This window comes from Nocardioides donggukensis, from assembly GCF_014842875.1.
Lineage (GTDB): Bacteria > Actinomycetota > Actinomycetes > Propionibacteriales > Nocardioidaceae > Nocardioides > Nocardioides donggukensis.
The window spans coordinates 983308-996354 of record NZ_JACYXZ010000001.1; the positions used below are offsets into that span (position 1 = coordinate 983308).

A 13047-nucleotide genomic window follows, 5' to 3' on the forward strand; every position below is an offset into this window, starting at 1 on the left:
CGATGACGGACCCGGCCGCGCTGCAGCGGAGCCGCCGTCGTCGTGCGGGAGCGGGCGTCGCCGTGGTGGCCGCGGTCCTCCTCGGCGGTGCCCTCGTCGGCGTGCCCGGCCTCGGTGGCGACACCGCCGAAAGCGCCGACACCTCCGCCGGGGAGGCGTCCGCCGCGGCCGCCGACGGCAAGCCGGTGGCCGCCACGCCGAGCGCGCTGGCCGCGATCGCGCTCGAGGTCGTGGGCTCCCGGCCGAGCGACTTCGCCCCCGTCGAGGACGAGGAGCTCGGTGACGGCACGGTCGCCGCGGAGCTGCGGTTCGGCAGGGCGGGCGGCGACCCCGGCGACCTGCTCGCGGTGGGCGTGGCACCCGGCCGCGGCGTCGCGCGGCTCCGGTGCGACGCGCCGGCGGTGACCTGCCGCAGCAAGCGGTCCGAGGCCGGGCTGCTCACCCTGGCCTGGCGGACGGCGGCCCGCGGGGCGGACCCGGGCTCGGTGGCGGTGCTGCTCCAGCGTGAGGGGGAGTACGCGATCGCGCTCTCGACCGGCCCGGAGATCACCGGCGACCCGCGCGACCTCGCCCTCGACGTCCCGGTCGCCGACCTGGTCGCGATCGTCAGCGACTCCCGGTTCGGCCTGCGCACCACCTCCGACGCGGTCGAGGCGGGGGCGGGGCTGGCCTCGCCCTAGCTTCCCCGGCGGGCGGACTCAGACCTGGTGCGGCGTCCGGTCGGTCGCCAGCATGCTCAGCGACCGGGTGATCGCGAAGTCGTTCCAGTCCTCCACGCGGCGGAACATGTAGTGGCCGACCCGGCCCATGTCGTGCAGCTCCGTCGAGGCGGCGCGCTCGGCGGCCCGGCGCACGAAGTCGGAGGTGGCCCGGAACGAGGTGATCCGGTCCGCGCGTCCGTGCGCGGCGGCGAGGTGCCGCCCAGCCAGAGCCGCGACCGGCTCGTCGCGGGGGAACCACGGAGCCACGGCCACCACGCCCGAGACCAGGTCGTCGTCCGCGACGCGGGCCGCCGTCCGGGCGCCCATCGAGTGCCCGAGCAGCACCGTGGGCAGCAGGCCCAGCTCGCGGCGTACCGTCTGCAGCGCCCAGCGGGCGTCGGGGACCGGTGAGGGGGAGGTGGCCTGGTTCCAGCCGCGGTGGCGGTAGCGCAGCAGCCAGACCGACACGCCCTGGTCGTGGGCCCGGTCGGTGATCGCCTCCTGCATGGCTCGGGAGCGACGCCAGGACAGGCTCCGTCCGTCGACGGGCGCGTGCGAGCTCTCCTTGCCGCCGTGCAGCATGAGGATCACTCCTCGGGCTCCGGGCACGTCCTCCCGGGTCAGGTGTGGTTCGCCCACGGCAGTTCCTTCCTCCACGTCTCACCTCATGTTCGGAGGTGCGGCGGAGTCGGATTGGTCACAGCGGCGGCTGGCGTCGGGCCGGCGTCGGGGTGGCGCCGGGGTGTCGGTGCGGCACGGCAAGATGGGCCCATGAGTTCTTCCGACGTGGACGCCGCGACCACTGGGGCCCGGGAGCGGCACCGGGAGCTCGCCGAGCAGGTCGAGGACGCCCGCTGGCGCTACTACGTGCTCGACGACCCGATCCTCTCCGACGCCGACTTCGACACCCGCATGCGCGAGCTGGAGGAGCTCGAGGCGGCGTTCCCCGAGCTGCGCACCCCGGACTCGCCCACCCAGAAGGTCGGCGGCGCGGTCTCCACCGACTTCACCGCCCACGACCACCTCGAGCCGATGATGAGCCTCGACAACGCCTTCTCCACCGAGGAGCTGGAGGCCTGGCACGCGCGTCTGCACCGCGAGGGCGTCGAGTCGCCGGCGCTGCTCTGCGAGCTCAAGGTGGACGGCCTGGCGATCAACCTGCTCTACGAGGACGGGCGACTGGTCCGCGCCCTGACCCGCGGCGACGGCCGCACGGGGGAGGACGTCACCTCCAACGTCAAGACGATCGACGCCGTGCCGCACCGGCTCACCGGCAGCGCGGACTTCCCGGTCCCGGAGCTGGTCGAGGTGCGCGGCGAGGTGTTCCTGCCGGTCGAGGCGTTCGAACGGCTCAACGAGTCGATGCGGGACGCCGGGAAGCCGGCCTTCGCCAACCCCCGCAACGCGGCCGCGGGGTCGTTGCGCCAGAAGGATCCGCGGGTGACCGCGACCCGGGCGCTCGGGATGGTCTGCCACGGCGTCGGCGCCCGCCGGGGGTTCGACCCCACCTCCCAGTCGGGGGCCTACCAGGCGCTGCGGGCCTGGGGCCTGCCCACCTCCCACCGGGTCCAGGTGCTGACCGGGCTCGCGGAGGTCGAGGAGCTGATCGCCCACCACGGCGAGCACCGGCACGACGTGGAGCACGAGATCGACGGGGTCGTGGTGAAGGTCGACTCGGTCAGCCTGCAGCGCCGGCTGGGTTCGACCAGCCGGGCCCCGCGGTGGGCCATCGCCTACAAGTACCCCCCCGAGGAGGTCAACGCGCGGTTGCTGGCGATCGAGGTCAACACCGGGCGGACCGGACGGGTCACGCCGTTCGGCCGCATGGAGCCGACCCGGGTGGCCGGCTCCACCGTGGAGATGGCCACCCTGCACAACGCGCACGAGGTGCGGCGCAAGGACGTCAGGCCCGGCGACACCGTCATCCTCCGCAAGGCCGGCGACGTGATCCCCGAGATCGTCGGCCCGGTCCTCGCGCTGCGGCCCGACGACGCCCCGGAGTGGGTGATGCCGACGCAGTGCCCCTCCTGCGGCACCACCCTCGCCCAGCAGAAGGAGGGCGACAAGGACCTGCGCTGCCCCAACCACCAGAAGTGTCCCGCCCAGGTCACGGAGCGGATCTTCCACGTCGCGGGCCGCGGGGCCTTCGACATCGAGGGCCTCGGCTACGAGGCCGCGCACGCACTGCTCGAGGCCGGCGTGGTCGTCGACGAGGGCGACGTGTTCGACCTGGACGAGGCCAAGTTGCTGCGGACCGAGCTGTTCACCCGCGCGGCGAAGAGGTCTGAGGGGGAGGGCAGGGTGCTCTCCGCCAACGGGCGCCGGCTGCTCGACCACCTCGCCGAGGCCCGGGAGGTCCCGCTCTGGCGGGTCCTGGTGGCGCTCTCGATCCGACACGTCGGTCCGACCGCCGCACGGGCACTGGCCACCAGGTTCGGCTCCATGCAGGCGGTGCGGGACGCCGACGAGGAGCTGCTCGCCGACACCGAGGGGGTCGGTCCCACCATCGCGGCGTCCGTGCGGCGCTGGTTCGACGACGAGGGCGCCGACTGGCACCGCGCGATCGTCGAGCGGTGGGCCGCGGCCGGCGTCCGCATGGAGGACGAGCGCGACGAGTCGGTGGCCCGCACCCTCGAGGGCCTGACCGTCGTGGTCACCGGCTCCCTGGAGGGGTTCTCACGCGACTCGGTGAAGGAGGCGATCATCGCCCGCGGGGGGAAGGCATCGGGGTCGGTGTCGAAGAAGACCGACTTCGTCGTGGTCGGCGAGAGTGCCGGGTCCAAGGCCGCCAAGGCCGAGGAGCTCGGTGTCCCGATGCTCGACGAGGCCGGCTTCCTGGTCCTCCTCGAGCAGGGGGCCGACGCCGCGCGCGCCCTGTCCGGGTGAGCCGGACGGCGCTCAGGCCTGCGCGAGCAGGCGCAGCGCCTCGGGGTGGTCGCGCAGCTGGTCGGCCAGCCCCGCCCAGAGCGTGTCGACCGCGTCGGCGGAGCCCCCGCGCAGCACGAGCACGTCCGTGAGCCAGCTCCGGGCGTCGGCCAGGACGGACGCGTCCTCGGTGAGCAGGCCGCCCACGACACACCCCACGACGTGCGGGACGTAGGTGGCGAACACCACCCGCCAGTCGTCGGGGGAGGCCGCCGTCGCGTCGAGGCCGGACCCGGGGCCGGAGAGCAGGCTCCGGGTGACCTCGGCGGCCGCGGCGTGGAGGCTCTGTGCCTCCGCCGCCCCGGGGTGCCGCAGCGGCGGCGCCGGCGCGACGTGGTGGGGGAGGGTCGCCACGACGTCGCGAGCCTGCGTCAGGTCGGCGGCGTACGCCGTGGCGCCGAGACGCCGCGCCCGGATCCCGCCGGTGTCGAACGCCCGACCGCCGACGACGACCGGCGTGCCGGTGCCGCGCACCGCCTCGACCAGGCGGCGTACGTGCATCAGCGAGGAGGACAGCGAGGCGGAGACCAGCACCGCCCGTGGGCCGCGGTCGAGGATCCGGCCGACGACGAGCTCGGGCGAGACGTTCGCGCCGAGGTGCTCGGCGTCGTGGCCCCAGCTGCGCAACGCCTGGGTGAGGGCGAGCGCGGGGAGGGCGTGCCACTCGCGCTCGGCGCAGGTCACCAGGATCGGCAGGTCGTCCGTGGCACCGCCCAGCCGGGCGCCGAGGCGGAGCACCACGGCCTCGCTGACCGCCGTCGCGGCGTGCTCGCGGGCGACGGTCCACTCGTTGCTGGCCCAGCACCGGCCGACCCGTGTCTGCGCGGCGAGGACGAGGTCGGTGAGGACGTCGGTCAGGGAGAGCCCGTCGGAGACGGCCGCGTCGGCGGCCGCCTGCGCGGCCGTCTCGTCGCCGGCGCTCACGGCCTCCCAGTAGCGCTCGGCGTGGTCGAGCCCGGTGATCATGCCCCAGTCTCACCCAGGTCGGCCCGGGCGCGCAGCGCAACGACCGCCACGTCGTCGCGGTGGTCGCCGTCGGCCAGGTGCTCCGAGACCGCGGCCGCCACCTGCTCGACCACGACCTGCGCCGGCACGCCGCCGAGGCCGGCGAGCAGGGCCGTCAGCCGGTCCTCGCCGAACAGGTCGTGCGGGGCGCCGGTCTCGACGACCCCGTCGGTGTAGAGCACCAGGGAGTCGCCCGGGTGCAGCACGTGGCTGTCGGTGTCGTACCCGACCTCCTCGAGGAGCGCCAGCGCCGGGTGCCGGACCGACAGGGCCCGCACGGTCGCGTCCCCGGAGAGCAGGTACGCCGGCGGGTGGCCGGCGTTGGCGACGTCGACGTCCAGGCCGCCCCCCGGCCGCCGCCGCAGCCGCGCGCACACCACGGTGGCCAGCATCTCGGACTCCGGGTCCGCCTCGGAGACGAGGACCCGGTTCACCAGCTCCAGGACCCGGCCCGGGTCGCGGTCGACGAGCGAGGCGGTGCGGACGGCGTTGGTGATGCGCTTGGCGTGGACGGCGGCCTCGACGCCCTTGCCGCTGACGTCGCCCAGCACCACCGTGAGGTCCTCCTCCGGTCCGTGCAGGTCGAAGAAGTCGCCGCCCATCTCCTCGTGCTCGTGGGCGACCCGCAGGTAGCTGCCCACGTCGAGGTGCGGCAGGGCCGGGATCGCGCGCGGCAGCATCGCCCGGCGCAGCACCGAGGCGACGTGCCGGCTCTCGGCCACCACGAGGTTGGTGTCGAGAGCCAGGGAGATCCGCTGCGCCAGCTCCTCCAGGAAGGGGTGAGCGCTGTCGTCGAAGCCCGAGCCGGCCGCGCGGGCCAGCAGCAGCAGCCCGAAACACCGGCCCCGGGCGACCAGCGGCAGCGCGAGCACGGCCTCGGTGCCCTGGGCCTCCAGCCGGTCGGCGAGGGCCGGAGCGGCCACCAGGAGGTCGATCGCGGCCCGCCGGGTCGGCACCGGACCGGCCGGCAGCGGCACCTGGTCCGGCACCGCCCGGCCGACGAGTGTCGCGATCCCCGCCGGAAGGGTGTCGGCCCGGGGCCCGACCACGGTCTCCATCGGACCCTCGTGCACCGCGGCCGTGGTGACCTGGCGGATCCCCGAGACCACCGTCACCTGGGCGAAGTCGACGAGCTCCCGCACCAGCACCCCCACCAGGGCCTCCATCGCCCGGGTCGGGTGCTGGACCGCGCTGGCGGTGCGCGAGGTGCGCAGCAGGAACTCCGACCGCGCCGAGGCCTGGGCCAGCCGGGCCCGGGCGTCCGAGGCTCGCGAGTCGGCCAGCAGCCGGGCCTGGCGCTCGCGAACGGGGGCACCCACGCAGCACTCCTCCTGACGCACCGACGGTCGGCCACCGGGAAGTCTAGGTGACCGGTCGGGCTGCGGCCTCCCCCCAGGGGAGGTGCCGGTCGGGGGTCCTAGGATTGACCGGTACTCATCCCCCTGCCGCGAAGGAACCCCTCCATGGCTGACGCCCCAGGACCCGACGGGACCTCCGCGGCCCGCGTGGAGATCACCCGGGACGAGGTCGCCCACCTGGCGGACCTGGCCCGGATCGACCTCTCCGACGCCGAGCTGGACCACCTGGCGCCGCAGCTGAGCGTGATCCTCGAGTCGGTGGCCTCGATCACCGGCGTCGCCGGTGAGGACGTGCCCCCGACCTCGCACGCCCTGCCGATGTCGAACGTGATGCGCGAGGACGTCGTCGTGCCGGGGCTGAGCGCGGAGCAGGCCCTCTCCGGGGCCCCGGCGTCGGAGCAGCAGCGGTTCAGCGTGCCGAGGATCCTGGGGGACGAGCAGTGATCCGGCACTCCGCAGCCGAGCTCGCGGCGGCCCTCGAGGCGGGGGAGACCACCTCGGTCGCCCTCACCCGGGCCTGCCTGGACCGGATCGCCGAGGTCGACGGCTCGGTCCACGCGTTCCTGCACGTCGATGCCGAGGGCGCGCTCGCCCAGGCCGAGGCCTCCGACGCCCGGCGCGCTGCCGGCGAGACCCGGGGGCCGCTGGACGGCATCCCGGTCGCGGTCAAGGACGTCCTGGCCACCGAGGGGCTGCCCACCACCTGTGGCTCCCGGATCCTGGAGGGCTGGGTCCCCCCGTACGACGCCACCGTGGTGACGCGGCTGCGCGAGGCCGGGCTGCCGATCCTCGGCAAGACCAACATGGACGAGTTCGCGATGGGCTCCTCGACCGAGCACTCGGCGTACGGGCCGACCCGGAACCCGTGGGACCTGGACCGGATCCCGGGTGGTTCCGGCGGGGGTTCGGCCGCCGCCGTGGCCGCGTTCGAGGCGCCGCTCGCCGTCGGCACCGACACCGGGGGCTCCATCCGGCAGCCCGGCGCGGTCACCGGCACCGTCGGCGTGAAGCCCACCTACGGCGGGGTGTCCCGCTACGGGCTGGTCGCGCTGGCCAACTCGCTCGACCAGGCCGGCCCCGTGACCCGGACCGTGCTCGACAGCGCCCTGCTGCACGAGGTCATCGGCGGGCACGACCCCCGGGACTCGACCTCGATCGACCAGCCGCTGCCCGCCCTGGTCGAGGCCGCCCGTGCGGGCGCGTCCGGCGACCTGACCGGGCTGCGGGTCGGCGTGGTCACCGAGCTCGGGGGCGAGGGCTACCAGCCGGGCGTCCTGGCCCGGTTCACCGAGGCGCTGGACCTGCTCGTCGAGGCCGGCGCCGAGGTCGTCGAGGTCTCCTGCCCGACGTTCGTCCACGCGCTGGCGACCTACTACCTGATCCTGCCCGCGGAGGCGTCGAGCAACCTGGCGAAGTTCGACGCGATGCGCTACGGCCTGCGCACCTGGCCGGAGGGCGTCGAGTCGCCGTCCGCGGAGGAGGTGATGCGCGCGACCCGCGACGCCGGGTTCGGGGACGAGGTCAAGCGCCGGATCATCCTGGGCACCTACGCGCTCTCCAGCGGGTACTACGACGCCTACTACGGCCAGGCGCAGAAGGTCCGGACGCTGATCAGCCGGGACTTCGCCGCCGCCTTCGAGAAGGCCGACGTCCTGGTCTCCCCGACCGCGCCGACCACGGCGTTCCGGCTGGGGGAGAAGCTCGACGACCCGATCGCGATGTACCTCAACGACCTGGCCACGATCCCGGCCAACCTGGCCGGCGTACCGGGCATCTCCGTCCCCAGCGGGCTCGCCGACGAGGACGGCCTCCCGGCCGGCTTCCAGGTGCTGGCCCCGGCGCTGGCCGACGACCGGCTGTACCGGGTCGGCGCGGCGCTGGAGACGCTGCTCGCGAAGAAGTGGGGCGGACCGCTGCTGGACCGTGCCCACGCGCTGGCCGAGGAGGCCGCCCGATGACCGAGACCCTGCTCTCCTTCGAGGAGTCCCTCGAGAGGTTCGACCCGGCGATGGGCCTGGAGGTCCACGTCGAGCTGAACACGAACTCGAAGATGTTCTGCGGCTGTCCGACCGAGTTCGGCGCGGAGCCGAACACCCAGGTCTGCCCCACCTGCCTGGGACTGCCCGGGGCGATGCCGGTCGTGAACCGCACCGGGGTGGAGTCCGCGATCCGGATCGGGCTGGCGCTGAACTGCCGGATCGCCGAGTGGTGCCGCTTCGCGCGGAAGAACTACTTCTACCCGGACATGCCGAAGAACTTCCAGACCTCGCAGTACGACGAGCCGATCGCGTTCGAGGGGTTCATGGACGTCGACGTGGACGGCGAGACCTTCCGGGTCGAGATCGAGCGCGCCCACATGGAGGAGGACACGGGCAAGTCGCTGCACGTCGGCGGCGCCACCGGCCGCATCCACGGGGCCGATCACTCGCTCGTCGACTACAACCGGGCCGGCATCCCGCTGATCGAGATCGTCACGAAGCCGATCCTCGGGGCCCGGGAGAAGGCGCCGCAGATCGCGAAGGCGTACGTCGCCCAGCTCCGCGAGCTGATCGTGGCGCTCGGGGTCTCCGACGCCCGGATGGACCAGGGGTCGATCCGCGCCGACGTGAACCTCTCGCTCTCGCCGAAGGGCGACGGCGGCCTCGGCACCCGCACCGAGACCAAGAACGTCAACTCGCTGCGCTCGGTCGAGCGGGCGGTCCGCTACGAGATGCAGCGGCACGCCGCGATCCTCGCCGGCGGTGGGTCGATCCTCCAGGAGACCCGGCACTGGCACGAGGACACCGGGATCACCACGAGCGGACGGGAGAAGTCCGACGCCGAGGACTACCGCTACTTCCCGGAGCCGGACCTGGTGCCGGTCGCCCCCTCACGCGAGTGGGTCGAGGAGCTGCGCGGCACCCTGCCGGAGAACCCGACGGTGAAGCGGGCGCGGCTCCAGGCCGAGTGGGGCTACTCCGACCTCGAGATGCGCGACACCGTCGGCGCCGGGGCGCTCGCCCTCGTGGAGCAGACGATCGCGGCCGGTGCCTCGCCGCAGGCGGCCCGGAAGTGGTGGCTCTCCGAGCTCGCCCGTCGGGCCAACGACACCGAGACCGACATCGCCGCCTTGGGCGTGGGTCCTGCCGACGTGGCCGCGGTCCAGGCCCTCGTCGACGCCGGCACGATCAACGACAAGCTGGCCCGGCAGGTCTTCGAGGGCCTGTACGCCGGCGAGGGCTCGCCGGAGGAGATCGTGGCCGCCCGCGGGTTGGCCATCGTTTCCGACGACGGAGCCCTCGGCGCCGCCGTGGACAGCGCGATCGCCGCCAACCCCGACGTCGCCGACAAGATCCGCGACGGCAAGGTCGCCGCTGCGGGTGCGCTGATCGGGGCGGTCATGAAGGAGATGCGCGGTCAGGCCGACGCCGGCCGGGTCCGCGAGCTGATCCTGGAGAAGCTCACCCCCGCCGGCTGAGCCGCGGTGGTTTCGAGACGCTCGCTGGCGCTCGCTCCGGTTCCTGAGGAGGCGCGCCAGCGCCGTCTCGAAGGGCAACCACCGGGGACCGCGCCCGCTTGTTGGTGGTTGAGGAGGGCCGCCAAGGCCCGTCTCGAAACCGGCGTGCCGTCGAGGGAGTGGTTTCGAGACGCTCGCTGGCGCTCGCTCCTCAACCACCGGGGGCTGCGTGAACCCGTGCCGAGCAGAACTACGTGCAGCACCCCGGGTCTGAGGCCGGTTGCCCGCGAAATGAGCCGCGGTTGCACGTCGTTCTGCACGCGAGCCAGGGCAGTCCGCAGGCTCAGGGGCGAATGACGAGGATCCGGTCGTCGGCGTCGGCCGGGTCGCCACGTCCGTCGCGGTTGGAGGTGGTCACCCAGAGGTTGCCGTCCGGGGCGACCGCGACGGTGCGCAGCCGTCCGTACTCGCCCACGAAGAAGTCCCGGGGCCGGACGGCGCGGTCGCCCTTGACGCTGACCCGCCACAGGCGCTGGCCTCGCAGCGACGCCATCCAGAGCTCGCCGTCGAGGAACGCGAGGCCGGACGGCGATGCCTCGGAGGTGCGCCACACGACCTGCGGGTCCGTGAACTGGCCCGACCCGCCCGAGCCCTCGAACTGCGGCCAGCCGTAGTTGTTGCCGGCGTCGATGCGGTTCAGCTCGTCGAACTCCTGGGAGCCGAACTCGCTCGCCCACAGCTGCCCGCCCCCGTCGAAGGCCAGCCCCTGCACGTTGCGGTGACCCAGCGTGAAGATGGGCGACTCCGGGTCGGGGTTGTCCGGCGCCGGATCCCCGTCGGGGGTGATCCGCAGGATCTTGCCACCGAGCGAGCGGCGGTCCTGGGCGAGCTGGACCTCCCCGATCTCCCCGGTCGAGGCGTAGAGCAGGTCGTCGGGGCCGAACGCGAGGCGGCCGCCGTCGTGGATGAAGCCGTTCGGGATGCCGGTGAGGATCGGCTCGACCGCGCCGAGCACGCCGTCGTCCAGCGTGGTGCGCACGATCCGGTTGTCCTCGCCGGTCGTCACGTAGAGGAACAGGCGGGAGTCGTCCGCGAAGTCCGGCGACACCGCGACGCCGAGGAGCCCGGCCTCACCCTCGGGGACGGCCTCGTCGATGCGGCCGACCTCGGTGACGCTCCCGTCCCGGATCGTCAGCACCCGTCCGCTGTCGCGCTCGGTGACCACTGCCGTGCCATCGGGCAGGAAGTCCAACCCCCACGGGACCTCCAGCCCCGTGGCCACCTCGTCGACGACCTTCGGAGGGCGGTCCGGGTTCAGGGTCTGCGGGGCGGCGGTCGTGACCTCCGACGAGGAGCCACCCGGGCTGGCCGGCGCGTCACCGGCCGACCCCCCGCACGCGGTCAGCGTGAGCCCGAGTCCCAGGAGCAGCGGGGGGAGACGTCTCATGTCACGGGACTCTAGCCAGCAGCTCCAGCAGCAGCTCGTGGACGCGCTCCGGGCGCTCCATCATCACGAAGTGCGTGCCGTGCAGCTCGACGTACGTCGCGCCCTCGATGCGGTCGGCCGCCGAGGCCATGTCCCGCGGGCCCGCGAGGACGTCCCACCGACCAGCGACGAACGCCGTGGGCACGTCGATTGCGCTCAACGAGACCCGCGGGTGCCGTGCCGTGTGCAGCGCGAGGTGGAAGTACCACTCGACCGGCGTTGTCAGGAACTCCCGGATCGCACGTGCCGCCAGCGCCACGTCCGCGGGCGGGAACATGAAGCCCGTGCGGGTGAGGAGGTCGACGCCCAGCGGGCCGACGGGCAGCCGGGTGGTCAGCGGCGTCAGGGCCCGGCCGGACAGCTTCGCGGCTCGGGCCAGGTTCACCGTCACCGCCTTCGAGACCACCTTGGGCAGCCCCAGGGGCGCCAGCATCGTCGCGAAGGTGTCGCCCGGGACGCCGGCCACCGCGAACAGGCCGTTCACCCGCTCGGGGTGCTGGGCGGCGAGCTCGAACATCGTGTTCACGCCCATCGACCACCCCATCAGCGTGGCGCGCTCCACACCGGCATGGTCCAGCACCGCGATGGCGTCCTCGACGAAGTGCTCGATCCCCACCCGGTCCCGGTCCTCGGGGCGCTCCGACCCACCCGTCCCGCGGTGGTTCCAGGAGATCACCCGGACCCCGCAGTCGGGTCGCAGCAGCCCCGGGGCGGTCCAGGCGTTGGTGCCGAGCCCGTTGCACAGCAGCACGGTGGGCCCGTCGATGAGGCAGTCCGGGTCGTTCGTCCAGGCCCGCAGCCGGGTCCCGTCCGCCGAGGTCACGTCGTGGAAGAACACCGGCAGGTGGGCGGGGTCGACGTCGGGGAAGACCGTGGGCTCGGCGGGAGCAGCAGGCGAGGACATGGCCGGGATTCTCCCCGACCGGGCGCGCGGATGGGGCAGAAGTGACCAGGCTCACCCGGTCCGGGCGGGCAGCCCGGACCGGGTGGCCAGGAACTCCTCCACCTCGGCCGCCTCGGACCGCCGCTGCGCGAGGGCGGTCGAGGCGACCAGGGCGTTGCGCCGGGCCCGCAGCTGGGAGCCCGTGGCCCAGCCGGCCACGAGGTGCCGCGGTCGCATCTGCAGGGTCTGGCTGAGGAAGGTCATCGGTGCCTCCGAGGGCTCGTGACTGGCCGGTCCTGTGCGGTTCCGACCCCGTGCCACCGACGCTACGGGCCTCCGGGGTCGCCCCCGTCAACGTCGTGTGACATCTGTGTGAACGCCGCGAGGTGCTCGGGTGCCGCCGCTCAGTCCGGGACCGGCTCCAGCCGGCTCCGGCCGCTGCGGGTCGCGCCCACGCTGGCGACGACCACGCTGGTCATCGCCACCCACTGCAGCGGCGTGAGCAGCTCCTGGAGCACCACGATCGCCGCCAGCGCGGCGGCCGCCGGCTCGAGGCTCATCAGGATCCCGAACACCGCCGGCTTCAGCTGCCTCAGCGCGGCCAGCTCGAAGGAGTAGGGGACCACCGAGGAGAGGACCCCGACCGCCGCGCCGAGCAGCAGGATGTCGGGGAGCAGCAGCGTGGATCCGCCGCGCGCCACGGCGTACGGCATCAGGACCAGGGTGGCGACCACGCTCGCCACCGCCAGCCCCTCGACGCCCTGCCAGCGCTGCCCGGTGCGGGCGCTGAGCAGGATGTACGCCGCCCACGCGGCGCCGGCGAGCAGGGCGAACAGCACGCCGGGCAGGGTGACCCCCGTCGGGTCGAACCCGAACAGCAGCACCCCGGCCGCCGCCAGCCCGACCCAGATCAGGTCCCGCGCCCGCCGGGAGCCGAGCACGGCGATCGTCAGCGGTCCGATGAACTCGATCGTGACCGCGACGCCGAGCGGGATCCGGGCGAAGGACTGGTAGATCGCCCAGTTCATCGTGCCCAGGGCGATGCCGAAGCCGATGACCACCAGCCAGTCGGCGCGGCTCCGGCCGCGCAGCCTCGGCCGGGCGATGACGGTGAGCAGCAGTGCGCTGGTGACCAGGCGCAGGAACACCATCGCGGTCGGGTCGATCCGGTCGAACAGGTCCTTGGCGATGGCCGCCCCGAGCTGGACCGAGACGATGCCGGCCAGGACGTACCAGACTGCGCGCTGCATGCC

General features: G+C 73.9%; 12 protein-coding genes. 5 read left to right on the forward strand and 7 right to left on the reverse strand.

What is annotated here, in order from left to right; all coding sequences use genetic code 11:
* Positions 1-2: 2 nt before the first annotated feature.
* Complete coding sequence (locus IE331_RS04845) at positions 3-680, forward strand: hypothetical protein (protein ID WP_192140982.1); 678 nt, start codon at positions 3-5, stop codon at positions 678-680.
* Positions 681-698: 18 nt separating this feature from the next.
* On the opposite strand, the gene IE331_RS04850 is transcribed toward IE331_RS04845, so the two are convergent.
* Positions 699-1340, reverse strand: coding sequence for an alpha/beta hydrolase (locus IE331_RS04850; protein ID WP_201931070.1), 642 nt, complete (start codon positions 1338-1340; stop codon positions 699-701).
* Between the two features lie 132 nt (positions 1341-1472).
* On the opposite strand from IE331_RS04850, the gene ligA reads away from it, so the two are divergent.
* Positions 1473-3587, forward strand: coding sequence for an NAD-dependent DNA ligase LigA (ligA, locus tag IE331_RS04855; protein WP_192140984.1), 2115 nt, complete (start codon positions 1473-1475; stop codon positions 3585-3587).
* Between the two features lie 12 nt (positions 3588-3599).
* On the opposite strand, the gene IE331_RS04860 is transcribed toward ligA, so the two are convergent.
* Together IE331_RS04860 and IE331_RS04865 are read right to left on the reverse strand one after the other, a co-directional pair.
* A complete protein-coding gene (locus tag IE331_RS04860; protein WP_192140986.1) occupies positions 3600-4592 on the reverse strand; it encodes a cobalamin B12-binding domain-containing protein in 993 nt (330 codons plus the stop codon).
* A complete protein-coding gene (locus IE331_RS04865) occupies positions 4589-5950 on the reverse strand; it encodes a PP2C family protein-serine/threonine phosphatase (RefSeq protein ID WP_192140989.1) in 1362 nt (453 codons plus the stop codon). Before IE331_RS04865 ends, IE331_RS04860 begins: the two co-directional genes overlap by 4 nt.
* Before the next feature lie 144 nt (positions 5951-6094).
* Here IE331_RS04865 and gatC point away from each other — a divergent pair, with 144 nt between their 5' ends.
* The 3 genes from gatC to gatB are packed head-to-tail and all read left to right on the forward strand — an operon-like array spanning position 6095 to position 9446.
* Entirely contained in the window at positions 6095-6433 is a 339-nt protein-coding gene (gene gatC / locus IE331_RS04870; protein ID WP_192140991.1) for an Asp-tRNA(Asn)/Glu-tRNA(Gln) amidotransferase subunit GatC, read from the forward strand.
* Positions 6430-7947 (forward strand): Asp-tRNA(Asn)/Glu-tRNA(Gln) amidotransferase subunit GatA, encoded by a 1518-nt coding sequence (gatA, locus tag IE331_RS04875; RefSeq protein ID WP_192140993.1) that lies wholly within the window; start codon positions 6430-6432, stop codon positions 7945-7947. Before gatC ends, gatA begins: the two co-directional genes overlap by 4 nt.
* Positions 7944-9446: an Asp-tRNA(Asn)/Glu-tRNA(Gln) amidotransferase subunit GatB gene (gene gatB / locus IE331_RS04880; RefSeq protein ID WP_192140995.1), complete on the forward strand. Its 1503-nt coding sequence runs from the start codon at positions 7944-7946 to the stop codon at positions 9444-9446. The genes gatA and gatB overlap by 4 nt, the downstream gene beginning before the upstream one ends.
* A gap of 322 nt (positions 9447-9768) precedes the next feature.
* Here gatB and IE331_RS04885 read toward each other — a convergent pair whose 3' ends face one another.
* From IE331_RS04885 to IE331_RS04900, 4 genes are all read right to left on the reverse strand, one after another.
* Entirely contained in the window at positions 9769-10872 is a 1104-nt protein-coding gene (locus tag IE331_RS04885; protein WP_192140997.1) for a PQQ-dependent sugar dehydrogenase, read from the reverse strand.
* 1 nt (position 10873) lies between these two features.
* Complete coding sequence (locus IE331_RS04890; protein WP_192140999.1) at positions 10874-11815, reverse strand: alpha/beta fold hydrolase; 942 nt, start codon at positions 11813-11815, stop codon at positions 10874-10876.
* A gap of 51 nt (positions 11816-11866) precedes the next feature.
* Positions 11867-12058 (reverse strand): hypothetical protein, encoded by a 192-nt coding sequence (locus tag IE331_RS04895; RefSeq protein ID WP_192141001.1) that lies wholly within the window; start codon positions 12056-12058, stop codon positions 11867-11869.
* Between the two features lie 140 nt (positions 12059-12198).
* Positions 12199-13044, reverse strand: coding sequence for an EamA family transporter (locus tag IE331_RS04900; protein ID WP_201931072.1), 846 nt, complete (start codon positions 13042-13044; stop codon positions 12199-12201).
* Positions 13045-13047 lie beyond the last annotated feature (3 nt).